The sequence below is a fragment of the Arthrobacter senegalensis genome (assembly GCF_059091765.1).
This window is the reverse complement of the sequence record NZ_JBNHGZ010000002.1, coordinates 48,473-74,640: the sequence shown is the minus strand read 5'-3', so window position 1 is coordinate 74,640 and position 26,168 is coordinate 48,473. Positions and strand designations below refer to the sequence as shown.

Here is a 26,168-nt window from a genome sequence, read left to right as displayed (position 1 = left end):
AGCCTAGCGGCCGGCACCGACGCTGTGCAGTTCCCGGTGTGCAGTCCGGGGAGCGGGCAGGCGGCTACGGGGCCTGGAAGGTGCCCACGGTCATCAGCACCACGGAGGAGTCCGAGCAGCCGACCGTCTCCTGCTTCGCGACGAGCGATTCCTTTTGGTTCGGCGGGTAGACCCTGACCCCCGCCACATCCGTGAGTCCGCATTCCTCGCCGTAGTTCTGCGCGTTGGTCTGCTGCAGCTGCGCCTCGGCGGTTCCGCCCGGCTCCAGCGTGACGGCCGCCGCCGCTGCCGCCGGGTCCCGTTCGGCCGGCGCGCCCACCTGTGCGCCGTCGGCGTCGACGTAGGAGACGCCGGGGTACCCCTGGAGCGTGCAGGACCCGGTGCCGGTGTTCGTCAGTACCAGCGTGCGGTAGACGCTGCCGGCGGCCCCGGCGCCGGGTTTGGTTTGAATGGCCGCTTCCAACTGGTCGGTGCGGCAGGAACCGTCCGCGGCGCCGCCGCCGGCCTCCGGGGACGCGGTGGCGCTCCCCGCGCTTCCCGTCTCCGGGGCGGGTGCGGGGGACGACGACGGCGCGCTGGCCGCGGGGGCGGACGACGCAGCTGCGGTGCCGGGTTCCTGAGCCGGTTGCCCGCATCCGGCCAGCAGCAGGGCGGATCCAACGAACAGGGCCGCGGCGGCCGGGCGCGCCCAGAAACGATTCATCATGGTCATATTAAACACCCTCGCCAGCCGCCCTCCGGCTTGGGACTCCAGCCGGCGGACGGCCGCCTTCAGGCGGGCCGCCCGCCGGGAGCAGCTTGTGGGTCAGGGCCTCTTGCGTGTGCGGACCAGCGCGGTCACGCCGGCGGCCAGGCCCAGCACGCCGGCCCCGAGCCCGGTCCAGCCTGCCACCGTCGCCGCGCCGTTGCCCGCTGCCCCGGCCGCCCCGGCATCCGGAGCCGCGCCGTCGTCGTCGTGCCCTCCGTGGCTGTTGGCGGATGCTTCGCCGATCACGAACGACGGAGCCGGGGAGTCCAGGTCATGGGGATCTTGGCCCTCCGCGGGGAGCTCTGCCCAGTTGATCTCGCCCTTCTCGCAGGTCTGCAGCGTGGGGAAGGCCAGGCTCTCGCCGGGGGCATCGGGCAGCAGCATTTGGAGCTGCAGCGCGTCGCGCAGCCCGTCGGCCACCGGTTCCTTGGCCGTGTAAACAATCTGGCTGACCCGCTCGGTGATGGTGGCCCCGCTGTCCAAGGTTATGGGGGCATCGAGGGTTTCGGTCACCTTCTCAACGTCCCAGTTGGGGTGCACGGTGGGCGTGGCGTCGGCCAGCTGCTCGGGCAGCGAGATAGCAATCTTCGTGGTCGGTGAACCCTCACATCCATGGGAGAAGGAGAACGTCAGCACGGAGCTGCTGCCGGCGGCGTTGTCCTCGGGGGTGACGCCCACGTGGGCGGAGGCTGCTCCGGCGCCAACAGCCAACAGGCCAGCCGTGGCTCCGACGGCCAGTAAAGAGCGAAGGGTAGTGCGGTGAATGGTAGTCACAGAATGCCTTTCGGGAGGCGCTGGGCCGCGGTCCGCGTAGCAAGGCCATAGCGGCCCGTCGCGGCGCAGGGCCGGGGAATCGATGATGTTTAGGACTTGGGTTAGGTCCGGTTTTGGAAGCTCGCCGGCACCGGCGGTCCCCGCAGCGGCACGAGTGTGACCAGGTACTGGGTTAGGAGAGGCAACGGATCTTGCTTGGCGGCAAGGGCGACGCCGGCGGGCGGCAGCGCCGTCACGGTCGACTGGCGGACCAGCGGACGCAGCCAAGCGGCCAGGCTCCACAGCGCAGCCTCGCCGCGCGCCAACATGAGCGCGGTCAGTGCTGTGGCCAGCACATGGGCGGCGAGCATGGCAGGCGAACTCCCGGCGTGGGATGTGGCCGCACAGTCGAGTGCCACGGCAGTGGATCCGGCGTGGCCCGCATGGCCCACGTGTACGGCGTGTCCGTCAGAGTATGGGTCCGGCGCGCAGCGGACGGCTGCGAGAAGTTCAAAGGCTTGGTGCAGTGCGAGCTGTCCGACGGCCAGTACCGCAAGGATCGTCACCAGTTGGAGTTTCCGCCCGGCCAGGATCATCACCGGCAACCATGTCAGCGCGCCCAGCGCCAGGACGACGGCGGCGGGTGGCAGGGTTCCTCCGGCCGCAGTGTGCGCGCCGGCGGCTACGCTGAAGACAGCGGCGGCGACTGCCGCGGACCGCCCGAATCGCAGCGCGCTACCCAAGATCATTCATGGTGGTAGGGACGCCCGCCGGCGATCTCCTGGGCGCGGTAGAGCTGCTCCATGAGGATCAGCCGGACCAGCTGGTGCGGGAAGACCAATTTGGAAAGGGACCAGACGAAGTCGGCCCGCTGGTGGATCGAGTCGTCCACCCCGTACGCCCCGCCGATGATCAAGGTGACGTTGCGGGAGCTGTCCAGCGGCTGCTGGAGGGTGCGCGCGAGGGTGGGCGAATCGATGTTCTTGCCGCGTTCGTCCAGCAGCACCACGAAGTCGTTGGCGTACTTGCCGCTGAGTTTGGCGAGCAGGGTTTCGGATTCTTCCTTGCGCGCGGCGTCATGCTCCCGGGAGGAATGGGGGATCGGCTGCCAGCTGACGTCGAAGGGCTTCTTCATCCGCTTCTCGTAGCGGTCGATTCCTTCCGCCACCCACGACTCGTGTTTGCGGCCGATGGTCAGGATGCGCAGGGTCATCCGGCTGATCCGGGGAATTTCCGGACGGTCAGGATCTGGGCGGCGCGGCCCACCGGACCCTGTTCGTCGAACAGTTCGGTGTCCGTCAGGCCGACGCCGTCGTCGCCAAAGCTCACGCGGGTGTCCAGGCCCGTCCACTCGCCCTGCGGCTGGCGGAACAGGTGGATGGTCAGGTCAAGGTTGGGGAACATGTACTCGCGCGGATCCTGCCGCACCGCGATGCCGTTGGCGGTGTCCACGATGCTGACGAAGCGCGCCAGCGGGTGGCTGTCCTCGCCCTGAACCAACGGGTGCAAGGTGCGCGCCCAGACGGTCCGGTTGCCGGGACCGAGGTCCGCCGCGGTGCGGAACTCCGTGGACCGGATGAAGCCGCCGTCCCAGACGCTGGTCATGGGCGCCGGGGGGCAGCCGGCGGGTCCGGGAAGGGGCCCGCTGAAGGTGCCGGCGACGGCAGCGGTATCACCGGTGAGCAGGCGCCAGGCCTGGGCGCGGATGGCCGTGCGGCCTTGCGCGGTGAAAGTGGCCTCCAAGAGCTCAATCGTCTTGCCCGGCCGCAGGACCCGGGTCTGGACCTCGAACTCGCCGCCGTGGATGATGCCCAGGATCTCGAAATTGATCCGGCTCATCACCATCTCGGGGCGGGGATGGTTGCGCAGCAGCTCGTGCACGATCAGGCCGGAAGCCGGTGCCATGTGCTGTTCGTGGTCGTTCCAGGCTCCTTGGGAATGCAGCGTGGATTGGAATCGTCCGCCGTCCAGGCGCACGTAGTAAGCATCCGGAACTGTACCTCCATCGGCGCCGAGGTGTTCGGTGGCGGCAATGCCGGCGGTGGCCGCGGTGGCGGTGGATTCAACCATGCCCCCACTCTAGCCAAAGCGCGCGGCAGCCCCGCCTCCCGCACCACGGGCCCCACGCCGGCAAACGGCCGCTGCCGGGGTCACCGTTCTCCGACAGGGCGGGGATCGGGCGGGGGCGTCGGGGCAACCGGCTTGGCCGGCGGCGCCCAATCCAAGATGGCCGGCTGGCCTATCGCGTCACAATCCGCCGGCTCTGGCCGTGAGGGCTCCCGGGGCGGACTGGGCGGCTCCGGCTGCTCTTCCTCCTCGTCTTCGTCGCCCTGGTTTTCTTCGGCTGCTTCCACCGCCTTCCGGTAATCTTCCAGCGCCTTCTTGTACTCCTGCCGCGCGTTTTTGTACTCCTGCTCCGCGTTCCGGTTGTCCGCTTCGCACTGCGCCACGGCGTTCCGGTAGCCGGCCCGTGCATTATCCCGCTGGGTGAAGAATGCCGATCGCTCCGCCAGGGCCTGCTGGTAGACGGCGTATTCGGCCCAGTAGTCATTCCACTGTGCCGCGATCTTGTCCCACTCCTTGTTCACCTTGGCCACCGCGGCGGCGTAGTCCTTGTACTCCTGCACGTCCGTCCGGTAGTGGTTGTAGGCGGCCCAGTAGTTCAGCACGGCCTGTTGCCATTTCCTGGCGCCGGCGGCGAGTCTCGACTCTGCGGCCTGGACACGTTCCCGGTTGGCGGCGGCTGCGTCCCTGGCGTCGAAAGGCACCGGTGACATGCCGGTGAACTCCCAGCCGCAGCCCGGCCCGGCGGCGTCCTCCGTCAGCAGATGGACCTTCGCCGACCTCGCGGGCTCGTTCGCGGGGCTCTTGGGCGGCCGGGGGAACTCCCGGGCGTCCGGCATCGGCGGCCAGACCGGGTAGGCCGGTAGGGCCGCCGGATTGGCCGGCCTGACCTTCAGGTCCGGTGCCGGGAAGGACACGGTTTCGTAGTCGGCGTCGGCCGGGGCCTTCGGCAGCGGAACGGCGGGGATGGATACCGTTCGGGTGATCGTGAACGGCTTGTAGCCGGCGGTCGACCAAGGGGAGCGGGCAGCGTCGCCGGCTTTGGATTCCTGGTCTGCGCAGACGTCGGCGAGCGCGGCCGCGAGCTTCTTGTCCAGTTGCCTGGCCAGTTTCTGCAGCGGTGCGGCTGCCTTTCCCGTCACGAAGGCCAGCACGTCCCCGCGCCGGAAGGTGAGCACCTGCATGGTGCCGTGGCCGTTCTTGGCCGCGTAGATCCGGTGGGCCTGGACGCCGGGGCCGTCCAGTTCCTCGCTCCGGACAGCAATCGCCGCCCCGGCGCAGTTGGCCGCGTTGTCCGCCAGCTCGTCCATGGCTTCGGCGCCGAGGCCGGCGGTGTAGGCGGCGGCGAGCACCTGCACCCTCTCGCCGCGCACCCTGAAGGAACGGGACAAAGCCACCGAGGGCGCCGCGCCGATATCGCATGCGTAGGGCACCGGCAGCGCCGCTCCGCGCTCCACCGGACCCTCCGGCTTCCACTTTCCGGGCGGTTCGGCCAGCAGCCCGGTCAAGGAAATGGAGGCCGGGCTGTCCGTGAGCACCGCGCTGATTGCCACCGGTGTGGCAGGCTCGGCCACCGCCGCGGCCTGTTCCTGCGCGAAGAACATTGGCAGCCCCGATGCCTGCAGGGCCACCAGCCCCGACGCGGTGAGGGACGCCAGGCACAGCGCACCGGTGGCCAGGGCAAGGGCCGGATGTTTCTCGAAGATGGACACCGGGACTCCTTACAACCCGTCGGGGACCGTGATGGCAGTGTTGCTGCCGGCGCTGAGCGTGATGGTCACTTCCTGGCGGAAGGTCAGCCTGCTGCCCGGCGGTGCCGACTGCGCGGTCACCACGTTTTGATCCACCCGCGCGTCCGGTTTGGCCGTTTCCTGCCCGACCACGGGCACCAGGTTGTTGCGCAGCAGCACCGTGATGGCCTCGTTTACGCCCAGTCCGCGGAGGTCGGGCATGGACCGGGACGTTTTAACGCTGGTGGTCAGCGGGTCGGCCTCGGGCATCGGCTCGGCGGGCAGGCCCTTGTGCAGGCCTTCCATGGTGTCCTTCCATACGGGGCCGGCCAGTTCGGAGCCGGTGAGGTCGTAGAAGGTTTTGCCGTAGGCATGCACCGTCTTCAACGGGTGCTGGGCCCCGCCGCGGGGGTCGCCGAGCCACACCGCCGTCGCATACTGCGGGGTAACGCCCACGATCCAATTCGCGGCGAAGTCGTTCGTGGTACCCGTCTTGGCTCCGGCCTGGCGGCCCTTCGGCATGCCCAGGGCGCCCAGCGTGCCCGCCGGGTGGAACGGTTCGGTCAGCGCGTCCGCTACCGTGGCCGCCACCGAAGGGGCGATGGCCTGGTGGCAGTTTGAGGCGGGAACCGGGAGCTTCTCCCCGGTATCGCTGCGGATGGCTGCGGTGATGGTGACCGGCCGGCACAGCACCCCGCCGCTGACGAAGGTGGAGTAGGCGTTGGCCATCTCAAGCGGGGAAATCTCGTAGGAGCCGAGCGCCAGCGATGCCTCCCGGCCGTGCAGCTTATCTACGGGGATCGAGGTGATGCCCAGGGTTTCCGCGAACTCGGCGACTTCCTTCACGCCCGTGCGCTCGATCAACCGCACGAAGTAGATATTCACCGAAGCGCGCACGGCCTGGTAGGCGTCGATAGAGCCGTAATTCTCGTAGCCGTAGTTGTGGAAACCACCGGGCGGATTATCCAGCGAGGAGTAATAGGGGCCGTTGGCCAGCAGCTTTTGGCGCGGTGAAATCCCCTGGGACAGCGCCGTGGCGAGCACGATCGGCTTCATCGCCGACCCCACCTGGAAGGCACTGTCGGCGAAGACCACCTCGGTCTTGCCCTTGCCTTCGCCCCAGGACCGGTTCTGTGCCACCGCCGTGACATGCCCGGTGCCGGGTTCGACGACGGCGGTGCCCAGCGCCGCGCGGTTCTTGTTGCCCATCGCTTTGTGCACGGCCTTTTCGGCCGCGTCGAGGGCCTTGCGGTCCAGGGCCGTGGTCAGCGTCATGCCGCCGCGCGAGAGCCGGTCCCCGCGTTCTTCCTGGGTCTTGCCGAAGGCAGGATCGGTAAGAATTTCATCCCTGACCAGATCGCAGTAGAACGGGTACTCGGAGCCGCCGCAGCCCGAGGGCACAGATCCCGGGTCGAGGCCGAGCCCGCTGCCGCGGGCCGCCGCAGCTTCGTTCGCCGTTATCGCGCCATGACGCTCGAGCACATTGAGCACGGTGTTGCGGCGGCTGAGCGCTCGATCCGGGTATTTCATCGGATCGTAGTAGACCGGTCCCTTGAGCAGTCCGACGAGCAGGGCCGACTGGGGCAGGGTGAGCTTGGCCGCCGTCGTATTGAAATAGATGCGCGCCGCCGCCTGGATGCCGTACGCGCGGTTGCCGAAATAGACGGCGTTGACATACATGTTCAGGATCTGGTCCTTATCCAGGCGCTTTTCCAGCTGGACGGCGTACTTGGCCTCGCGGATCTTGGCGTTGTAGGTTTCGCCCACCGCCACCGACTTCTCGGTTTCATCCCGGGCATTGTTGACGAGGATGTTCTGTACCAACTGCTGGGTGATGGTGGAGCCGCCCTGGCGCTCGCCGCCCACCGAGTTGCTCACCATCGCGCGGGTGACGCCCATGGGGTCCACGCCGTGATGTTCGTAAAACCGGGAGTCCTCGGTGGACAGCAGCGTGTCCAAAAACGCCGGCGAGACCTGATCCAGGTCCACGTCAATCCGGTTTTCGCTGTAGAAGCGGGCGAATTCCTTGCCGTCCTTGTCGAGCAGGACCGTATGTTGCGGCAAGGCGGTGTCCAGTGGAAGCTCGGCGGGCAGGCCTTCCCACAGGTCCAGCACGGAATCCGTGGCAGCAGAGAAGGCGATGGCCCCCGGCGCTACCAGGGATCCGGCGCTGAGCGCGACGACGGCGACCGCACCGGCCCATCCGGCCACGCGGATCAGGGTGCCCTGCCGGCGCTCCGGCCGGGCCGCAGGCCGCAGCAACTCATCCAGCCCCACGGTTTCCCGCCGCCGGGGCCACCACCGCCGCGTTTTTCTCCGCAGGTGGGCGGCGCTTGGGCCCGCCGGAGCCGGTGTGTGACCGGCAGCCGTTATCGGGGCGCCGCTGGTTGCGCTGCCCGCCGGATCACGATCCTCTTGGTTCACCCGTAGCCCCCGTCCCCCTCAGCAGGCCCTGGACGTCCCCCGACGCCACCACAGGGAAAACCTGCAGACGAATTACCTCAAGGAGGCGGCTTTCGTCAGCCGCCGCGACTTGTGAGGTGGTCTTAGCGTACGGCTAAAATTCCACGACTCAACCTCTTTTTCCGGCGCTTTTCGATAGCTGTCGAAATGTGACATGGGCGGCATTTTTGTGATGGATGTGAAAGGCCGGATTGCGCCTGAAAGCATTGACAGGACCGCTGCATGGCACTAAAGATGGCACCCCGCCCGGGCACCATCTGCGGCATGAAAGCACGCGCTAGAGCACGCGCTGGTGAACCACGGCCGACCCTTCGGCGGGTACCGGGACCGGTTGCGGAACTCCCTGAAGATAGACCAGGAAATCCTCGCTGTGCTGCCTTCGGTGGAATGCGGTCAGGACGCCGACATGCTCGTCCCCGTTGGCCGTGGTCACTGAGACGACCCGGCCGATGGCGGTGGGCTTCAAAGCCTTGGCAGGGGTGGCCATTCTCTTACCTCCGAAGCCAGAGAAGGTGCATGGATTAAGGCTACGCCTCACGTGGAGCAGCGGCAGGATGTTCAGCGAGACCAAGGCCCCGTGAGGGTCGGGTTGGCCGCGCCCGAGGGGTTGTGGACGTGTGCCGGATCGGCGACAGTGATAAGGAGCCGTGCTACGGGTTGGATGAGGGCGTTTGAAAAGAGCGCTGGACATCGACGCCTTCGTTGCGGGCGTGCTCCGGGGCCCCTGACGAACACCTGGTAAATCAGCTAAACAAAGTATCTCCGGATCAGGAGCAGTAATGACGGAAAACGTTCAGCCCGGCGGCGAAGACGCCGTCAGCGAAAACATCGAAGAGTATCAGCAGGATGACCGGCTTACCCCGGCCGACCGCATGGACCTTATTGCCAACGCCGTCGCCGAGGACGCCGACCGGGACGACGAATCCCGCAACCCCGTCAAGGACGAAGGAGCCGGCGACTCCTCCTAGAGAACCTGCGGCACGCTGCGGGACCGGCGGGCAGCCGAGGTAACGGCAGGACAGGGCTACGGCGACCGCTCGCGCCGACAACCCGCGGGCCTGGCCCCTCCGGTACGTGTTGAGGAAACAAGCACCATGATCGACTCCGTCCGGGCATCGAGTCACGGGCACCCGATCGCACTAAACCGGCACCAGCTTGAGGGTGCCGCTGAGACGCTGCGGCTGCTTGGAGAACCCACGCGATTGCACCTGCTGTTGGTCCTGACCGCCGGACCGGCGGGTGTCGCGGAGCTGGTTGAGGCGACCGGTTCTGCCCGCACCATCGTGAGTCAGCACTTGGCGAAGCTGCGCCTCAGCGGCCTGGTCAGTGCCCGCAAGGAAGGGCGCAAAGTCATTTATTCGATAAGCGACAACCACCTGAATCGGTTGATTCAGGAAGCCATCAGTCACGCTGGCCACGCCACGCCCGGGCAGCCCGAGAAGGACTGAGGGCAGGTATCGGCCGGGCTCCGACATCCAGCGTGCCGAACCGGCAGCACCACCCGACGGAGGCGCCGTTACGCCGTCCTTCAAGCCGCCACGGGCATCTTTTATTGGGCAAGGCACTCCCGTTGACACTGGGTAATTACGGGGTGGAAAATTCTGAACATACCGATAGGTGCGCAGTTGCGGGGATATTTTTGCAACGGCGCAAACCTTCGTCCGGGTCTTCCCTGGTGGCGCTGAGGCAACCGGAGCGTCGGCGCATCTCGCGATTTGACGCGGGCGACGCCGAAGGAGGCGTTCTATGGACGCGAAGGATGGATCTCGGGGCGCGGTTACCTTCCTCAACAGGCATGAGGCGGAGACCCTCGATGCGCTGGCAGGACTGATAATACCGGGATCAGAGGAAGATCCAGGGGCCCAGGAAGCGGGAGCGGTTATCTATATCGACCGCGCTCTTGCGGGGCCTTACGGGAAACTGCAGCGGTTGTACCGTGCCGGCCTCGCAGCCCTTGACGAGAGTTGCGTCCAGCGACAGGGGCGTACGTTCGTCGAGCTTGACGAGGGAGAGCAGAACTCCGTCCTGGAACAGCTTGCAGGAAGTGGGCTGGACAGTGCGGTGGGCGCCGAACGTGCGGAATCCGACGGGGCGGAGAGGCCCGACCTCGGATTGCTGCCGTATTTTTTCGCCGTAGTGAGGCAGCACGTGGTCGAGGGGACATTTGGAGACCCCGTCTACGGGGGCAACAGGAACGCCGTCGGTTGGCGATTAGTTGGATTTCCGGGCGCCCATTGGGGATACGGCGAAGACGAGATGGACTACGGATTCGACGCCGCGGCCCTGCCCGTCGTAACCCTTCAGGACCTGCGGCATGAGCGAGAGCAGCGTAAAGGAGAGCCGGACCATGGCTGAGCATGTGGACATCGTGATTGTCGGCCTTGGTGCAGCCGGCGGGGTAATGGCGAAAGAGATGGCTCAGGCCGGCATGAGGGTTGTTGCCCTCGACAAGGGTCCGCGCTATGTGGATGAAGATGTCGAGGTCAAGCACGACGAGTTGCGGTACTTCGTCCGGCAGGAAATTTCCCCCAACATGGGCAGCGACCCCGTGACGTGGCGGCCCAACAGGGAGGGAACCGCAAGCGTTTTGCCGTGGTCGGTCGGACCACTCGCTCTCGGTCCTTTGTTTGTGCCTCCCTCCATCGGGGTGGCGGGGGAACGATCCACTGGGCCGCGTGGGCTTGGCGGTTCCGCGATGCGGAGCTGCGCCTGCGGACTACGCTGAGCGAGCGTTTAGGCGCGGAAGCAGTGGCGGACACCGCCATTGTTGACTGGCCGATGGGGTACGACGAACTCGAACCGTATTACGAGCGGGCCGAGTACGAGATCGGAGTCGCGGGCAAGGCAGGTAACCTCGACGGGGAGATTCAGGAGGGTGGGAACCCGTTTGAACCGCCGCGGAAGCGTGACTATCCCATGCCGCCGCTGCGGATGACGGCGGGTGACAAACCATTCTCGGAGGCAGCGAAGCGGCTTGGCCTTCACCCCTTCCCTGCTCCGGCAGCGGTGAACTCCGTGGAGTACCAGGGAAGAAGCGCTTGCGTGTACTGCGGATTCTGTCGGGACTACCCCTGCCACGTTGGCGCCAAGTCGAGCAGTGCGGTCGCCCTCCTTCCGCAGGCTCTCGAAACGGGCAACCTCGAGATCCGCCCGTACTCGCGTGTTTTCGAGGTGAAGCGGGATGCGACCGGGAGGGCCTCCGGTGTGCGATACATCGATCTCGTGCGGGAACAGGAACGAGAACTCGACGCCGACTACGTAGTGCTCTCGGCATACGCCTTGGAGAACACCCGGCTGCTGTTGGCTTCGGGCATCGACGGGAACGGCGTCGTCGGCAAGTACTTCATGACACATAACTACGGCTGGTTCACCGGCACTCTTCCGGACTGGACTAACCCGTTTGCCGGTCCCGCGGTTGCGACCAGCGTGATCGATGACTACACCTCGGAGCTCGTATCCGGTGACGGCGCGGTCTGGGGCAGCCCGATTATTGGCTTTGGCGGGGATGTTCAGCCGGTGGAAGCCACCCGGAATATGCCGGATTCGGCACCGAAATTCGGGCAGGGGTTCAAGGACTGGATGCGGGACAACTACCGGCGTACTTTCAGCATGTACCACCAGACCGCGACCTTCCCACGTGAAGACTTCTGCTGCGATCTGGATCCGAAGGTTAAGGACGCGTTCGGTCAGCCGGCGCTACGGATCACCCATGACTGGACGTCGCGCGACGAACAGGACGTGCAGTTTATGCAAGGCAAGAAGCGTGAAATCGCACGTGAGATGGGAATGCTTGAGTGGTGGGAGGCGCCGACCGCGCCGCCTTACCACGTGTCCACCCACGAGGTAGGTACCCACCGAATGGGCGACGATCCGGGCACCTCGGTCGTGGATCGCTACGGCCAATGCCACTCCGTGCCCAACCTCTTAGTTCTCGGCGGAGGACAGTTTCCCACCTACGGCGCCTATAACCCCACGTTGACGATCTATGCGCTGGCTTACATGGCGGCTGATCATCTTCGGGCGGAGACCGGGGCGAAAGCGCGCGCCGAGGTTCCTCATCGCTGAAAGGTTGGAAAGATGCCGGTCGTACAGGTCCACATGCGGGCGGGCCGGTCCGCAGAGGACAAGCGCAGGCTCATCGAGTCCATTACCGACGTCGTGGTAGATGTCCTGGGCTCAAAGAGGGAAAGAGTAGTGGTCCTCTTGGATGAGATCGATCCGGGGAGCTGGGGTCAGGGCGGCCGGCTTCTTGCTGACGAGTTATCGGAGAAGACGTGATGGGTGGTTCCCATGTCCTGTCCGGTGAACGATCTTTCGACGCGGTTCCGTAGCTCGAAACCTGGCACAGGGCGGGCGATGAGATGACTGTTTCCTCGGTGGCCTCGCTGCTGGCGACGCTCAACCAGGCCACTGTCTACGACCTTGAACAGCCCCGGTACGCCGGTGCCCCGATCTTTGCGGCGCACCGTCCCGGGTTCATTTACACACTCCACCGGCGGCATGAATCCGGGCTAGGTGAAGCCAGGACCAGTGCCTCCGGATTGATCGTCACCGCAGAGCACGCCGGCACGCACATTGATGCGCTCTGCCACCAGGCGGTGGACCTGCGGATGTTCGGCGGCCTGCCGGCCGACGCCAAGACGCAGACTTCTTCCGGTTTCACGGAACTTGGCGTGGAGACAATAGCTCCCATCATCGCCCGCGGCGTGCTGGTCGACATCCCGCGGCATCGCGACGTGGAGCGGCTTCCAGCAGGCACGGTCGTTGGAGCGGATGAGCTGGAGGCTGCCGCCTCAGAGCAGCGTGCTCGGGTGACCGCGGGCGACGTCGTCCTCGTCCGCACAGGCAGCGGGTCTCTTTGGAACGAACCGGATGAATATCTTCAAGGCGCCGGCCTTTCCGCCGAAGCCTCGGAATGGCTTGCGGATCGTCGGGTGCAGGCTGTAGGAGCTGACAACGTTGCATGGGACGCCGTGCAACCGGACCCCCGGCGCGGGAGCCTGCCGGGGCACGTGGTGCTCATCGTCCGCAACGGGATTTACATCATCGAGAATCTGCAGCTCGAGGAGCTCGCTGCCTCCGGCAGTCAAGAATTCATGTTCATATGCCTGCCGCTCAAGATGGTCGGCGTGACAGGATCACCTGTTCGCCCGTTGGCTGTGGTGCCGGCATGAACAGCCGGCTGGATGCCGCCTTGCGGGCTATCTGCCGAGCCGACCCTTGCCTGCGCGCCCGGTGCCTTCGGCGGCTCCCCGGGACCCAGGGCCAGGCTATTGCAGACGCGTCAAGACCACTACGGTGACCGCCTGAGGAAAGGAGAAGGCGAAATGGCACACAAGGACGTGCCGGCTACCGGGCCGGCACAGGAAGGTCCCAAGAATCGAGGCCGCGTTCCGGCAACCGCCGTTGGAGCGCTCATTTTCCTGTGGCTCGTCTATGCGATGAACGCAAATACGCGCCAAATCTTCTACTACGTCCTGCCCCCGATGGTTGAAGAGTTCGATCTGACGCCGGAGGAAGCCGGTGTCGTCAGTACGATCGTGACGGTAGCTGTGGCATTGGTGGCAATTCCCGCCGGCGCCTGGTTCGATCGGGGCGGACATGGCTGGGCCCGCAAATACCGCAACGCGATCGTCGCGGCCGGATACTTCCTGTTCTCCATTCTCACGGGCATAGTCGCACTCACGAAGACGATCTGGAACGTCGTCGTCATCCAGTCCATCAAGAACGCCTTCGGCGGCGCAGGCGAAGCGGTCGAGGTCACGTCGATGGTCGAGTGGTATCCCGTGGAAAAACGGGGTCTGGCGCTCGGGATACAGCACGCGGCATACCCTTGGGGCACAGGCTTGGGCGCCATCGCCACCGGGGCGATTCTGGCCACCTTCGGGCCGGAGAACTGGCGGTATGTATTCCTGATCATTCCGCTGGCGATGATTCCTATCTGGATCGGCTGGTGGTGGTATAGCTCTCCGAAGCGCTACGAAAAGTTCGAAGACGACACCCAGGCCGCGGGGCTAACCAAGCCTCTCGCCGGTGGGGCCGGCGCCGAGCAGCGGCACGCCGAACCCGGTGCGCTGCGCCGCAGCCTTGCGAATCCGAACATCTTGGTTCCCGCGCTGGCATCAATGTTCGGGATCATGATCTACACGGGGATCAGCTTCTGGCTGCCACAGTACATCGCCTTCGTGGGCGGTTTCAGTTTCGCGGAAGCCGCCGCCTACAGCGCCGTGTTCACGATCACCGGCGGTATCGGGCAGATCTTCTGGGGTGTCGTTTCCGATTACATCGGGCGAAAGCTGAGCCTGATCATCGCCTTTGTGTGGCTGGCGATCGGCCTCTATCTCCTGCGGTTTTCGGCGGTGAGCTTGACCGTTCTGATCGTGGTGCAGCTCATCGCAGGTCTTGCGACGAACGCCATCTTCCCTGTCCTTTACGCGTTCGGCTCTGACTCGGCAGAGCCTGGTGCCATGGGGACGGCGAACTCGATTCTCCTGTTCTTCCTTTACATTGGAGGCGTTTCCCCCCTCGTCCTTGGATGGCTGATTGGACTCGGAGGCGGGTTCGAAAGTGAAACCGGATACTTCTACGGCCTCTACTTCCTGGTGGCCGTGGCGGTCATCTCGGCAATCATCATTGCGCTGTTCACACGCGAGACGGTGGGGCGGTTTAAGGACCGCGATAGGGCCCTGGTCTCCCGCGAGCGCACCCACGTGCGTCCGGGGCTGCCCCAGGAGTAAGTCGTCACCCTTGCGTCCCCGGCCGCGGCCCATGGCAGTGATCTCAATCGATGATAAGGAGAAACCGATGGGAATGAGTTACGAGCAAGCACGGCAGGCGCTGGAAGCGGCGCTCGACAAGGCCACGGAGATCGGGTCCCCCTCCAGTGTGGCCATCGTCGACTCCGGGCGTGAACTGGTTGCGTTCGCGCGGCAGGACGGGGCGCTTCTGGCTAGCACCGAGATTTCGGTGGGCAAGGCCTACACAGCGTGTTCGATGAAGATGGCAACGAAGGACATCGGACCCTTGACCCAGCCAGGCCAACCCCTCTATGGGCTCGAGTACACACACCATCGCCCCCTCGTTACCTTCGCCGGAGGACGGCCCTTGGAGATCGCGGGGGAGATCGTCGGTGGCGTCGGAGTAGCCGGGGGAACCGTCGACCAGGATGACGAGATTGCGGCCGCCGCGCTCGCGGCTCTCACCTCGTAGGAGGAATGCATGCAGCTCCAGGGGAAAAAGGCGATCATCACGGGGGCGGCAACGGGTATCGGGGCGGTCACCGCCAGGGCGTTTGCTCAAGAAGGTGCGGCCGTCGTTGTGGCCGACATCAACGAGGACAACGGCTGGCGTGTGGTCGAGGAAATCCGCAGTCAGGGCGGCGCAGCAGAGTTCGTCCGCACCGACGTAACCAAGGAAAGCGACGTAGAGGCGCTCGTGAAGCAAGGCACAGAGACGCTGGGTGGTCTCGACGTCTTGTTCAACAACGCAGGGGCCCAGCGCTCGGGGGCCATCACCGGTTTCGAGCAGGATCAGTGGGACCTGCTCATGGCGGTCAACCCCCGCTCCTGCTTCTTCGGTGTCAAGCATGCCGTACCTGTCCTTCGCGAACAGGGAGGCGGGTCGATCATCAACATGGCATCGCTGGCTGCAGTAAAGGGAGGTGCCGGCTTGACTGCCTACTCCGCGTCCAAAGGCGCCATAGTGGCGTTCACCAAGGCACTGGCCCCCGAGCTCGCGCCTTACCGCATCAGAGTTAACAGCGTTTGCCCCGGATGGATCGACACTCCGTTCAACCGGCCGGCAATCGAGTTCATGGGCGGTGCGGAGGAGCAGGAACGCGTCGTCAAACAGATCGTACCCATGGGCCGTCAGGGAACGCCGGAGGAAATCGCGCCCATCGTGGTGTACCTCGCCTCGGACGGCTCCACCTATATGACCGGACAAGCACTGGTAGTGGACGGAGGCGTGTACTGACGGGGCGCTTTACGGGTTGCTCATGGATCGGGTCGATGACCTCGTCGTCGCTCGCCCTGCCAGCGGAGTGTGAAAGGCGGTAGCGGTGTGGCCGGGGCAGGAGCTCACCTCAAAGTAGGGGAATCTCCCACTGCTTCTTTTGCGGTCCGGGCGTCGGCTCTTGCTGCACGGCCGGTGCTCACCTAGGTTGAAGGTGGACGGTCGCGGGCAGGTTCCCGTTGGGGGAGTCGGCGCTGCCGTTCCAGAAGGAAGATCAGCATGGCAACAGGCACCGTCAAATGGTTCAATGCCGAAAAGGGGTTCGGCTTCATCAGCCAGGACGACGGCGGGCCGGACGTGTTCGCACACTTCTCGGCCATCGCCGCCAGCGGCTACCGCTCGCTGGAGGAAAACCAGAAAGTTGAGTTCGACGTCGTTCAGGGACAAAAGGGACTGCAGGCCGAGAACATTCGCCCGCTTTAACACACGCTCAAACCAACGCCCCGCTCTCCGAAAGTGCGGGGCGTTTGTGTTGTAGCCGCCGTGAACCGCACAGGCTAGGGGACTCATTACTTACGCTGCGTCATCTTGGCAGACGTGAGAGCCCTCGAATTCCTTTCGCTCCGCGCTGGTAGGTAATCGCCAAGTATGCTTACTATCTTGACAAGGGCGTCCTCTGCCAAGAGAACGGAGATCCATGTCTGCGATGCCCGCATCCCATCCGGGACTGACTGGAAACAACCTCTGAAAGGCACGCACAGTGTTTCTTCTCTTCGGTCTCAAGACCGCCCTTCGCGATCTGCCCGGACGGATGGCTACGTGCCAGTATTGCGGCCGGTTCGTGCACCATCGCCTGCAGGAACGCGCCACCAAACTCACAGTCTTCTTTATTCCGGTCTTCACAACATCCAGGGGCTTAGTCATCACCTGCACGAACTGCGGGCGGAGCTCCACAACGAAATCCCGACAGAAGAACGCACTCTTTAGCTAGCTGAGAGACTGCGTTTCACCTGGAAGGACATTTTTCCGAGGCGGCATAGGGCCTCGTTGTCTTGGCCGCGCCGTTCATACCGGCAGGCGCGCGGCGAAGCGGAGCGGGCGTCTCGTCCCCGCTGGCCGGGTCTCAGGCCGCGGCCGCTGTTGAAGCTGCTAGTTGCGTCACGCCGTTTTGTGCACTCGCACACTGACGTCCCTTTCGCGCCCTTGTAGCGTCACATGCACACCCTCCGAAAGACCTAAGCCAAGAAGGAACCTCTGTCGATGACGACACCTGTCTTATCTCTGTCAACCGCACAATCCGAGCACGGCACGTCGGCTCCCACCCAGGACGCGGGACCGCTGGAGAACGCCCACAGGCAGCTTGCTTCAGCAATCCGTACGCTGGGATACAGCGAAGGGCTGCACCAGTTGCTGGCCCAGCCGCGCCGGGAGCTTTCCGTGAGCATCCCCTTGCGCCGGGACAACGGCAGCGTTGAGGTTCTCACCGGTTACCGCGTGCAACATAATTTTTCCCGCGGACCCGCCAAGGGCGGACTGCGTTACAGCCCGCACGTCTCCTTGGACGAAGTGCGTGCACTGGCAATGTGGATGACGTGGAAGTGCGCTCTGCTGGACGTCCCTTACGGCGGCGCCAAGGGCGGGATCACTATTGATCCGCGGAATTACTCGCAGCAGGAATTGGAGCGCGTTACGCGCCGCTACACCAGCGAAATCCTGCCGATCATCGGCCCTGAGAAGGACGTGCCGGCGCCCGACATCGGCACTGACGAACAGACCATGGCATGGATGATGGACACCTATTCGGTCAACGTCGGATACACGGTTCCAGGCGTGGTGACGGGCAAGCCTGTCAGCGTTGGCGGTTCCCTCGGCCGTTCGAGCGCCACATCCAGGGGCGTCGTGCACGTCGCGCTGGCAGCGCTTGCCCACGCCGGGCTTGATCCACGGCAGAGCACCGCGGCTGTTCAAGGCTTCGGCAAGGTGGGAGCCGGAGCCGCAGAGTTCCTTGCCGACGCCGGAGTCAGCGTTGTGGCTGTGGGCGACCAGTATGGGGCCATCCATAATGCTGACGGCTTGAACATCCGTGCCCTGCAAGACCATGTCAAGGAGACTGGCAGCGTCGTCGGCTTTGCCGGCGCAGGTGCCATGCCTTCGGATGAGCTGTTGGAGCTTGAGGTGGACCTGCTGGTCCCCGCAGCAGTAGAAGGCGTGCTGCACGGCGGCAACGCCAACAAGGTGCGCGCCAAGGTCATCGTGGAAGGCGCCAACGGCCCCACCACGGCGGCGGCGGACGTCATGCTGCAGGACAAGGGCGTGCTCGTTGTTCCGGACATTCTCGCCAATGCGGGCGGCGTCATCGTCTCCTACTTCGAGTGGGTGCAGGGCAATCAGGCCTACTGGTGGACTGCTGCCGAAGTTGAAGAAAAACTGGAACACCGGATGTTGGCGGCGTGGGAGAACGTCCTGTCCATTGCGTCCAAGCGCGGCCTGAACCTGCGCGAAGCCGCTACCGTGACGGCCGTCGAGCGTGTGGCACAGGCGCACCTGACCCGCGGGCTCTACCCCTGATCCTGACTGCGCGCGTCGGCGGGGTTTCGCATGCCCCGCATCAGGGACCGGGCCGGTTGGGGGATGTTGCGGAACGATGGCGACATCCCCCAACCGGTGGCGGCACCCTCGTTTTACCTCTCTTACCACCACGCAGCGGTCAAAATACTGCACAAGATTGAGGAAAGGTCTCCCATGACGGTAGACAATTGGAAAGACCTAACAGGCCAGCACGTTCAGATCCGCAAGGACGGGAAAGCCGTCCGGAAGGGCCGGGTCGAAGAGGTGACGCGGGCAGCGGACGCGTTGTGGCTGGAATGGCACGGTGGACACCTGAGGCAGCTGTACGAAAAAGCTGAAGGTTATTCGGTAGAGCTCGTTCCAAGCCCGTAAGGCGCGGAAACAGAAGAAGCTCTGGCCGTTACGGGTGGTCGTCAAACGCGCGACTCAAGCTTGGCAAACTGTCCCGATCTGCGGCGAAAGCAAAAGGCCCCACTTCCCTTCTTTAGGAGGGGAGCGGGGCCTTGCTAGTGGCGGTGACGGTGGGATTTGAACCCTATCCATGCCCCTGTAGTACCGGCGAAAACCGCGTGATTCCGCGGAACGACATCACTGTCATTCACCCTGAATCACGGTGTTTCTCAGCCAAGTGTTGCCAAAATGTTGCCACGGAATCAGGTGGAGAATCTTCTGCACCTGCTCTTCCCACTCGTGTGGAGACCGGCGTCCGCTGGCCGTGGAGCGTGCCAGGACTCCGCCGCCTGAGGCATCCGCGCCGGTCCGATTTGGGGCACGGTGGCCACGTACTGGCCCGGCTAGGAAGGTCCGTGGGGTCATTCGACGCCCCGCGGGCCTTTCCTCATGCCTGTCCGGAATGACCACCAAACGAGACATCCTCGTCGGTAGCGGTGCATGCAGTCTTATGCGCCTTGTAGCTATGGTTAGGCCATGACAGGCAGCGGACCGCGCAACGCTTGGTTGCGGATGACAGACTGGATGGGTCTGGCCGAACCTGGGGTCAAGCCGGCGAGCCCAAGCCCCCGCGCCCTCCTGTTCTCAGTCGTCCTATGGTTCCTCTCGGCTCTGGTCTGGTTCGCGCTGGTCATGCTAACGCAGGGTGGAATCCAGGTCTTGTACGTAGTCCTGGCTCTGACTTCACTCACATTGAGCGTGGCCAACTCCGTGATGCTGCGCCAGTCACGGAAGAACGGGGGCGGCTCAAGGTTGGATCGGACGGGCCAATAGGTATCCAGCATGGCGGCCGCTGGCGGCACAGGAAGGACCTGTGGATCCATTGTTTGCGCCCGGTCCACGAAAACCGGGCGCGCCGTGCTGCCAAGCGGCAGGGATTTCGCCTGCACAAGTCCCGCGCCCGAGACCCCCGCGCACGCAACTACGCCACGTACGTGCTTACCGACATCGAGCCCAACGCGCTGATTGCCGGTTATGACTGGGCCGGCGGCTACGGCCTCAGCCTGGAAGATCTGGAGGACTATGTGACCCGCTAAATATTGGGCCGTTCCCCGGACCTCGGGGGACGGGATCCTAGTTCTCCGTGCCAGCCCGGATTCCAGAAGGTTCACGGTCCTCAGCAAGCAGGCGGCTCAATTGCTTCACCTCGTTCTTTAGCTCTTCTATTTGTGCCGAGGTGGCGGCGGTGTTCTTTTCGTCCGCGGCGGAAACTTTCTCGACGAGCCATGAAGCAAGTGTTGCCGTGACCACGCCGAGGAGTGCAATGCCACAGACCATGAGTCCCACGGCGATGAGTCGGCCTGTCGCAGTGTTCGGGGACAGGTCACCGTATCCCACTGTTGTAATCGTGACGACGGACCACCATAGGGCGTCTCCGAAGCTGCTAATAGTCGCATCAGGGTGTGTCCGTTCAGCGTCATACATGGCGAGTGCTGCAAGGAACACCAGAAGTGTTGACGCTCCGACCACGTAGGTAACTACTTTGCCTCTGAGCGCGTTGCCCGCTATGCGCTGAAGCACAGTTATGAGCGTTATGAGCCTGAGTAAGCGCAGTGGTCTCAATGCGGGGAGAATGACGATCGCAACTCGTGAAGATGCCGGATGAACCATTTTCCGCGTGGACGAGCGAGAGCCAGGCTAATCATGTAGTCAGCAGCGAATGCTAGCCAAGATAGCGTTATCACTGCACTGGTCACATCATTTAGTCCGCGCTCAGGAATGAGGACTTGGACCGTGTAGGCGATGAGAAAAATGATAGCGACCGCCATAAGAGGCCATTCGGACAATTTTTGCCAGCGATGCATAGTCATGACGGCGGTGCGCTTCCCTCGTTTGTTCTTCTACTGCGGCGGAGTTGAGTCTATATTGACCGCCTCGGTATGGCCGCACACTCAGGTGCAAAAGATGATCGCTTTTAGAAGGGAGTGCCTTCCAGTGTCAAAGGTTCGCTACCGTCGTTCTTCAAATTGTTTGCACCGGACACACACAATACGGGCGCGGTCACGACCACCAGTCTGACTGATCCAGGTCTTCTCCGTCTGCGGCTTGAAGAACAGCATTCTTCAAGTCCGTCCACTGCGTAACGCCATTGGAGAGTCGGGAAACTGCATCGAGTCCGATGCTAGCGGAGCCGAGTCGTTCCAGTACGCTCCTGGGCAGGACGTAGAAAGACCATTGGGCCAGATTTAGCGGCTGGTAGTTCTCGTGAGAGATCGCTGTCTGCACACAGAAGACATAGACGTGCGCGTTCAGCCGCTTTCCGTTTGGGTCGTAGCCATGTCGAGGGTGGTACCGGGTTCCACGTAATCCGCTGAACACAATCCGGCTCAGCCGGGGTTGTTCCCATGCCTGCAGGTATGCCGATGACTTCACCTCCACACGGATTCCATCCAGTAGCAAATCGTAGGCATCCCATTCGACCCGGGTGACGTCGCGTAGACCCAAAGCTTTGGCTACGAGAAATTCGGCCAGATAACCGCGGGCGTTATTCATTCGGAGATCACTCATCGCGAATCGCCAAAGGTCGGCTACGGTCGCGTCCATCCCTATGAAACGGTCGGAGCCGTCGATGGCAAATGCTGGAGGCGGGATAATCCATGCTTCATCGGCCATGGCAGTACAGTACGGCTATCGCTGTCGTTTGGACACTGGAAAGGAACCTGCGATGGCCTAAAGAGAGCGGGCGACGTCGGCGAAGACCGTGTAGCGACCCCTGACATGAACCAAGACCAGTCACTTAGCCGGTGCTTGGGCATATGCGCTGTTATCGGCGTTTGCTTGTTCCTCGGGCCGGATCCAGCCCAAGGAACATTATCGTCTTGCTGTTCCCCGCGGCACCCGCGAACGACCACGGCCGTCAGGGAACAAGTGATCATTTCTAGTTGTTTAGTAAGCTCCGCCCAGCTCACGGAATAGCTGTTCGATGGCTTCCTTGGATGTTGCCTCGGCCAACTTTTTCTCTAGGATCTCGTCGGTTTGGCCGGATAGCTGGATTGCCAACAGCTTTCCCGCGGTGTCCTTGATGACAATCGCAGCTCGGCGGAAATCCCCGTCGTGCTCTCGGACATAGCGCGCCAAGGCAGCCCACTTTGGTGCAGTGTCCGCCAGCGAGTGGTTGTGCGGGTCCACCAGGTCGATGGCTGCCCCGCCCTCACCGTCATCGTGGAAGAACAGGAAGTCCGGGTAGAGGATTTTGGACACCTCTGAATCCAGATAGTGCACAGACAGGGCGTGGTTTCCACCAACGGGGTTGCGGTACCAGCCCAACAGGGTGCTGGAAGCCTGCTCGGCTTCAAGGACACTTTCCTCCCAACCGGTGAAGGTGTCGGGGAACAGCTTGGTGTCGGGCAGCGCGTAGAGATGACTCGCATACATCGGGAGTTCCTCGACCTGCCCGGTCTCCTTGTCTAGGATCTCTGTCTTCTGAGAAATCGTCGCTGGCATACCGAGTTTGCTGGTCAGCGCCGAACCGATGGGGGCGAAGATGGTTTCAAATTCCTGGCGTTGCGTCGGCTTCAGGCGTGCCACCGAGCCGGCCGTGTTGCGCCGCCAGGATTCCACGCGGGCACCGCACTGGGCTTCCAGTGCTTCCCTGGCCTCGGTGGACCGTGCCAGGGCGACAGTCCGGACGACCACCTCATCCCACTCCAGTTCCCCGGCAACGACCAAGGAGGTGCTGTACCAGGCAGCGGCGGCGTCGGGGAGCCGTCGTTTGGCCTCCTCCAGGAGCTGACGAAGATTCTTTTGACTGGTGGCAGCCGTGCGCGCAAAGGTTCCGGTATTGGCGCCGCTGTACTGGTCGAAGGTGGCCATTTCAAAACTCACTTCGAGCAACGAAGCAGCAACCTTATCGATGGCCACCTTGTTCTGGCTGTACACAGAGGCAAGGGTCTCTACGACCACGTTGCGTGATTCCTCGGTATAGGAAGACCCTCCGGGGTGCTCGAAGTCGGAGTTGTCCAGCAGGGCACCAAGCCGCACCAGGCGATTCACGTTCGAGTTAAACCGGCGGACCGGCTTCTGCTCCCGGGTCAGCTCACCGATGGCATCCCAGACTGCTTCAGGAACGTCCGGGTTGCGCGTCATGCGCTTTGGATTCAACTGCACCGGAACCTCGACGTCAGCTGAATCCATGAAGGACTTCACGACTTGTGCCACTTCAGCTTTGTTGAAGTGTGGCAGGTACAGGTCCACTGCGTTCAGGTCATCGAATTCGGGCTCTTCAATTTTCTTGGCCAAGGGGTTGCGGACCATCCGGCCGATGAGCTGGGCGATCTGCGTGTGTTCCTGGGCGGTGCGAAGGGACACCATGACTTCGGCGCGGGGGCAGTCCCATCCTGTGGTTAGCGCCTGCATGAAGATCACGGCGCGCAGGTTCCCTGACTGTGAAATCGCGGTAGGGGCAATGTATTGGATCACGCGGGGCATCTCCACTCCGCTCAACCATGTGGTCGTCGTGATGGGGGTATGGACACCAAACGCGTGAGCTACAGAGTCGGGGTCATCAAAGGCGTCGGAGGCGTCCGTGAGTGTCTGGACGATCTCGCCGATCTTGGCGGCCGACGTAAGGTCGGGGACCTGGATGGCCAGAAGCGGCACCGGATAAGACGAAGAGCCTGTGGCGCGGGCCCATTCCTGCCATTGCCGGTCGGAACGTTCCAGGTCGGCTACGGCCTGACGAATCAGGGTGTCATCGCTGGGCTGGTTGTCCACAGCGTAGCTGACGTTGATGCGCTCCTTGATGAGACCGGAGGCGCGTACTTTTTGGACATCGGCCACCACTTGCACCAGGGAACGACCGGAGGCACCGCGCATGGCCTCCTCAAATTTCTTCGGCGTCGCCGAGAGCCCAATCACGATGGGCGCCGGCGGGTTCACGATTGTGCGGAAAGTGTCGTTGCCACCTGGGACCTCGATGGTCGACCCGTCGAGGATTCGGCGCAGAATCGTCGGCCGGCTCCGGTCCGTGGCTCCCCGGTGGGCCTCATCGACCAGGATGATGAAACCGCTGCCGCGCTGTTTGATGGTGTTGCCGATGGTTTCCCACAGCGAATACCTACGCCCGTCGCCGGTCTGGATGTGGCGGGTAGCGCCGGTTCCGAGCTTTTGGACGTTCAGGAAATAGACGAGCCCGGGATCGAACTCAGCCTGATCAAAGTCAGCTTCGACGGTCCGGAGCATGTTCATGTTGATCCGGTCTGAGGACGCCCGGATCTTCTTGCGGGACTGCTCGTTGAGTTCCCCGTCGTCCGTCAGCCACAGGACGGTGGTTTCCGGACGCGGATCTGAGTCCTCCGTTCCGAAGAACAATCCCTCCAACACAGCCGAAGCGATCACGGTCTTACCCGCGCCTGTCGGAGCACTGATACCGATCGCGGTTTTGCGCTCACTGTTGGAGCGAAGCCGTTGGGTGGCGATGCTGATTTCGTTGAGAGTTTCCTCAACGACGTCGGACTGGTAGTCGGCAAGGGTGAATTTCACGAGTCGCTCCGGTTGATCTGGAAGGCGTCAACATATGAGCCGTAGATGGGCTCGACGGCGATCTCGTCGCCGAACGACTCCCCGGCGAGGTCGCCCTGCTCGGGAGAGTCGGTGATGATGAAGACGTGTTTGACCCGGTTCTGTTTGGTGGCAAGAACCTCTGCCAATTCAGCTGCCTTCCCGGCATCAAACAGAACGGCCATCGAGGACTCCTCATTCCATTCATAGGCTGAGTCCTCACGGCGTTGCACCACGTTGCCCACTGCGCCGGACTTCAGCCAGAACAATGGTGCAAGGCGTTCGTACTCCAGAGCTGCATGCACCCGGCTCTCCTCAAGGTAGGCGAGCTCAAGGAACTCCACATTGGCCGGCAGGCCATCAGAGTACGTAGAGCCGTCTTGGCGTACACCTGTAACGACTGTCTCGATGCGCGGCTTGGTGACGTCGTGGAACACGCCCTTTGCTTCATATTCTTTGGAGCCCGGCCCGTGGCCGGTTTTGCGCAGCGCTGCATCGTCTTTAGCGGAAAGCTCGTTGTTGGTGACCAGGATGCACTGCCGCGTGCCTTGGTCCTCAGCGTTGAGCCTGATGACGGCTTCAGCTGTGGTACCTGAACCGCCGAAGAAGTCGAGGATTACGGCATCTTTGGGCGCCGCAAGCCGAATCCAGCGCATCATGACGTCTGGGTCCTTAGAATTCGGAAATCTGTCGGAACCTAGAATCCGTCGTAGTCGTTGGGAAGCCGAACGGCGGTCTTTGTAAAACGACGGAGCGGGTAATGCATCCATGTGTTCAATGAGCAGTTTTTTACGCGCCGGAACGTTGCGGTTCCCGAAAATGATCCTCTTGCGCGCGATTAGATCGGCCATTCGTTCTGGACCGATTTCCCACCCGTTTTTCGGTGGCTCATATGTACGGCCGGTTTCTGGGTTGGTGATCGGGTATCGGAGATTTGGTCTCGGAAGAGAGTTGGCCAAGTCTCCTTCAAGGTAGATGTCACCGTTGTCATCTACCTTGCTGAAAATTGCCAATCCGGGAGCGATTTCTTTCGCTTTTGATTTGATGAATTTCTTCAACTTCACTTGTGCTTCATCAACGGTGTCCCCAGCTGAGAGTGCATCGCGCACCACTGCAAGCATCTCGGGAGCAAAGGGCTTGGGGTCACGGAACTGGGGAATCAGCTCTGCATGCAATCCATAAACAAGCATGTAGTCCAGACCGCCACCATGGTGTTTGGCAAGCGCAGAGACTCCGCCTTGCCACGCGACGTTCATGATGAAGTTCTTCTCACCGAAGATCTCGTCCATAAGCATCCGCAACCGGTGGTGCTCATCGTCGCCGATTGCCACGATGATGACCCCAGTCGGCTTGAGCAGCTTCTTCGCCAGCGTCAGCCGGCGTTCCATGAAGCTCAGCCACTTGGAGTGCCTAAAGCTGTCTTGTTCAGCGACGTAGTGGTCGTTGTACTGCCACGTCTTATTGCCCGTGTTGTATGGGGGATCGATATAGATCAGATCCACCGATTCCGGGTGGGTGTATCCCAGCATTTCGAGGGCGTGGAAGTTCTCTCCGTTGATCACCACATGGGCGGGATCTTCGGAGTTGCCGGTGCGCACGGAACCCACGGTCTTCAGGCCCGGGAAGACCACCTCGCCGAATTGCCGGGCGGCGGTGACGTTCGTGAGCTTCTCTTCGATCACGTTTCCGTGCTCGTCTGCAAGAGTCACAGCGTCGCCGCTGATGGCACGGACCTTGTGGAATGTGCCGTCGGCTTCGCGGATGACGGTGCGGCCTCGACGGACCTGGGCCTGGGGCATCCGGATGCCTTCGGGAGAGTGCCGTTCAAAGACGAGTCCGAACTTCTTCGTGGTGCGCTCGAATTCGGCCTTCAGCCTTGCTCGCAGCCCTTCGTCCGTCACCTCGTTCAAGTAGACCTCGAACATGCTTTTGGACATAAA

The 26,168-nt window shown here is 63.2% G+C and carries 26 protein-coding genes; 14 read left to right on the top strand and 12 right to left on the bottom strand.

The window, feature by feature from the left end:
• Nucleotides 1–64: 64 nt before the first annotated feature.
• The 8 genes from AC5RVG_RS05780 to AC5RVG_RS05745 all read right to left on the bottom strand — a co-directional run bounded on the left by AC5RVG_RS05780 (nucleotide 65) and on the right by AC5RVG_RS05745 (nucleotide 8,245).
• Nucleotides 65–706, bottom strand: a complete 642-nt coding sequence (locus AC5RVG_RS05780; protein ID WP_494013074.1) for a DUF4232 domain-containing protein — start codon at nucleotides 704–706, stop codon at nucleotides 65–67.
• Between the two features lie 99 nt (nucleotides 707–805).
• Nucleotides 806–1,522: a YcnI family copper-binding membrane protein gene (locus AC5RVG_RS05775; protein WP_494013073.1), complete on the bottom strand. Its 717-nt coding sequence runs from the start codon at nucleotides 1,520–1,522 to the stop codon at nucleotides 806–808.
• 101 nt (nucleotides 1,523–1,623) lie between these two features.
• Entirely contained in the window at nucleotides 1,624–2,244 is a 621-nt protein-coding gene (locus tag AC5RVG_RS05770) for a hypothetical protein (protein WP_494013072.1), read from the bottom strand.
• A 2-nt stretch (nucleotides 2,245–2,246) separates the two neighbouring features.
• Complete coding sequence (rlmH, locus tag AC5RVG_RS05765; RefSeq protein WP_494002273.1) at nucleotides 2,247–2,714, bottom strand: 23S rRNA (pseudouridine(1915)-N(3))-methyltransferase RlmH; 468 nt, start codon at nucleotides 2,712–2,714, stop codon at nucleotides 2,247–2,249.
• Nucleotides 2,711–3,571, bottom strand: coding sequence for a thioesterase family protein (locus AC5RVG_RS05760; protein ID WP_494013071.1), 861 nt, complete (start codon nucleotides 3,569–3,571; stop codon nucleotides 2,711–2,713). The genes rlmH and AC5RVG_RS05760 overlap by 4 nt, the downstream gene beginning before the upstream one ends.
• A gap of 80 nt (nucleotides 3,572–3,651) precedes the next feature.
• On the bottom strand, nucleotides 3,652–5,277 hold the full coding sequence (locus tag AC5RVG_RS05755) for a hypothetical protein (RefSeq protein WP_494013070.1): 1,626 nt from the start codon (nucleotides 5,275–5,277) through the stop codon (nucleotides 3,652–3,654).
• A gap of 9 nt (nucleotides 5,278–5,286) precedes the next feature.
• Nucleotides 5,287–7,572 (bottom strand): transglycosylase domain-containing protein, encoded by a 2,286-nt coding sequence (locus tag AC5RVG_RS05750; protein WP_494013069.1) that lies wholly within the window; start codon nucleotides 7,570–7,572, stop codon nucleotides 5,287–5,289.
• Between the two features lie 463 nt (nucleotides 7,573–8,035).
• Entirely contained in the window at nucleotides 8,036–8,245 is a 210-nt protein-coding gene (locus tag AC5RVG_RS05745) for a hypothetical protein (RefSeq protein ID WP_494013068.1), read from the bottom strand.
• A gap of 292 nt (nucleotides 8,246–8,537) precedes the next feature.
• Between AC5RVG_RS05745 and AC5RVG_RS05740 the strand changes: the two genes are divergently transcribed.
• The 14 genes from AC5RVG_RS05740 (at nucleotide 8,538) to AC5RVG_RS05675 (ending at nucleotide 18,651) form a co-directional block, all read left to right on the top strand.
• The gene (locus AC5RVG_RS05740) at nucleotides 8,538–8,726 is read left to right on the top strand and encodes a hypothetical protein (protein ID WP_494013067.1); all 189 of its coding nucleotides are present in this window, start codon (nucleotides 8,538–8,540) and stop codon (nucleotides 8,724–8,726) included.
• Nucleotides 8,727–8,852: 126 nt separating this feature from the next.
• Nucleotides 8,853–9,206: an ArsR/SmtB family transcription factor gene (locus tag AC5RVG_RS05735; RefSeq protein WP_494013066.1), complete on the top strand. Its 354-nt coding sequence runs from the start codon at nucleotides 8,853–8,855 to the stop codon at nucleotides 9,204–9,206.
• Nucleotides 9,207–9,504: 298 nt separating this feature from the next.
• Entirely contained in the window at nucleotides 9,505–10,113 is a 609-nt protein-coding gene (locus tag AC5RVG_RS05730; protein ID WP_494013065.1) for a gluconate 2-dehydrogenase subunit 3 family protein, read from the top strand.
• Nucleotides 10,106–10,483: a hypothetical protein gene (locus AC5RVG_RS05725; protein WP_494013064.1), complete on the top strand. Its 378-nt coding sequence runs from the start codon at nucleotides 10,106–10,108 to the stop codon at nucleotides 10,481–10,483. The genes AC5RVG_RS05730 and AC5RVG_RS05725 overlap by 8 nt, the downstream gene beginning before the upstream one ends.
• Before the next feature lie 23 nt (nucleotides 10,484–10,506).
• Nucleotides 10,507–11,823, top strand: coding sequence for a GMC family oxidoreductase (locus AC5RVG_RS05720; RefSeq protein ID WP_494013063.1), 1,317 nt, complete (start codon nucleotides 10,507–10,509; stop codon nucleotides 11,821–11,823).
• A 12-nt stretch (nucleotides 11,824–11,835) separates the two neighbouring features.
• The gene (locus AC5RVG_RS05715; RefSeq protein ID WP_494013062.1) at nucleotides 11,836–12,036 is read left to right on the top strand and encodes a tautomerase family protein; all 201 of its coding nucleotides are present in this window, start codon (nucleotides 11,836–11,838) and stop codon (nucleotides 12,034–12,036) included.
• 83 nt (nucleotides 12,037–12,119) lie between these two features.
• A complete protein-coding gene (locus AC5RVG_RS05710; RefSeq protein ID WP_494013061.1) occupies nucleotides 12,120–12,932 on the top strand; it encodes a cyclase family protein in 813 nt (270 codons plus the stop codon).
• A 153-nt stretch (nucleotides 12,933–13,085) separates the two neighbouring features.
• Complete coding sequence (locus AC5RVG_RS05705; protein ID WP_494013060.1) at nucleotides 13,086–14,495, top strand: MFS transporter; 1,410 nt, start codon at nucleotides 13,086–13,088, stop codon at nucleotides 14,493–14,495.
• Nucleotides 14,496–14,568: 73 nt separating this feature from the next.
• Entirely contained in the window at nucleotides 14,569–14,967 is a 399-nt protein-coding gene (locus tag AC5RVG_RS05700) for a GlcG/HbpS family heme-binding protein (RefSeq protein ID WP_494013059.1), read from the top strand.
• Nucleotides 14,968–14,976: 9 nt separating this feature from the next.
• Nucleotides 14,977–15,732 (top strand): SDR family NAD(P)-dependent oxidoreductase, encoded by a 756-nt coding sequence (locus AC5RVG_RS05695; protein WP_494013058.1) that lies wholly within the window; start codon nucleotides 14,977–14,979, stop codon nucleotides 15,730–15,732.
• A 258-nt stretch (nucleotides 15,733–15,990) separates the two neighbouring features.
• The gene (locus AC5RVG_RS05690; protein WP_494002279.1) at nucleotides 15,991–16,194 is read left to right on the top strand and encodes a cold-shock protein; all 204 of its coding nucleotides are present in this window, start codon (nucleotides 15,991–15,993) and stop codon (nucleotides 16,192–16,194) included.
• 328 nt (nucleotides 16,195–16,522) lie between these two features.
• Complete coding sequence (locus tag AC5RVG_RS05685; protein WP_494013750.1) at nucleotides 16,523–16,702, top strand: zinc-ribbon domain-containing protein; 180 nt, start codon at nucleotides 16,523–16,525, stop codon at nucleotides 16,700–16,702.
• A gap of 269 nt (nucleotides 16,703–16,971) precedes the next feature.
• Nucleotides 16,972–18,279, top strand: coding sequence for a Glu/Leu/Phe/Val family dehydrogenase (locus AC5RVG_RS05680; protein ID WP_494013057.1), 1,308 nt, complete (start codon nucleotides 16,972–16,974; stop codon nucleotides 18,277–18,279).
• A gap of 174 nt (nucleotides 18,280–18,453) precedes the next feature.
• Complete coding sequence (locus AC5RVG_RS05675) at nucleotides 18,454–18,651, top strand: hypothetical protein (RefSeq protein ID WP_494002281.1); 198 nt, start codon at nucleotides 18,454–18,456, stop codon at nucleotides 18,649–18,651.
• Between the two features lie 1,152 nt (nucleotides 18,652–19,803).
• Here the strand turns inward: AC5RVG_RS05675 and AC5RVG_RS05670 are convergent.
• The 4 genes from AC5RVG_RS05670 to AC5RVG_RS05655 all read right to left on the bottom strand — a co-directional run bounded on the left by AC5RVG_RS05670 (nucleotide 19,804) and on the right by AC5RVG_RS05655 (nucleotide 26,165).
• The gene (locus AC5RVG_RS05670; protein WP_494013056.1) at nucleotides 19,804–20,340 is read right to left on the bottom strand and encodes a potassium channel family protein; all 537 of its coding nucleotides are present in this window, start codon (nucleotides 20,338–20,340) and stop codon (nucleotides 19,804–19,806) included.
• Between the two features lie 390 nt (nucleotides 20,341–20,730).
• Nucleotides 20,731–21,342 carry a hypothetical protein gene (locus AC5RVG_RS05665; RefSeq protein ID WP_494013055.1) on the bottom strand — a complete coding sequence of 204 codons (612 nt, stop codon included), beginning with the start codon at nucleotides 21,340–21,342 and terminating at the stop codon, nucleotides 20,731–20,733.
• Nucleotides 21,343–21,615: 273 nt separating this feature from the next.
• On the bottom strand, nucleotides 21,616–24,210 hold the full coding sequence (locus AC5RVG_RS05660; RefSeq protein WP_494013054.1) for a DEAD/DEAH box helicase: 2,595 nt from the start codon (nucleotides 24,208–24,210) through the stop codon (nucleotides 21,616–21,618).
• On the bottom strand, nucleotides 24,207–26,165 hold the full coding sequence (locus AC5RVG_RS05655; protein ID WP_494013053.1) for a site-specific DNA-methyltransferase: 1,959 nt from the start codon (nucleotides 26,163–26,165) through the stop codon (nucleotides 24,207–24,209). Before AC5RVG_RS05655 ends, AC5RVG_RS05660 begins: the two co-directional genes overlap by 4 nt.
• Nucleotides 26,166–26,168 lie beyond the last annotated feature (3 nt).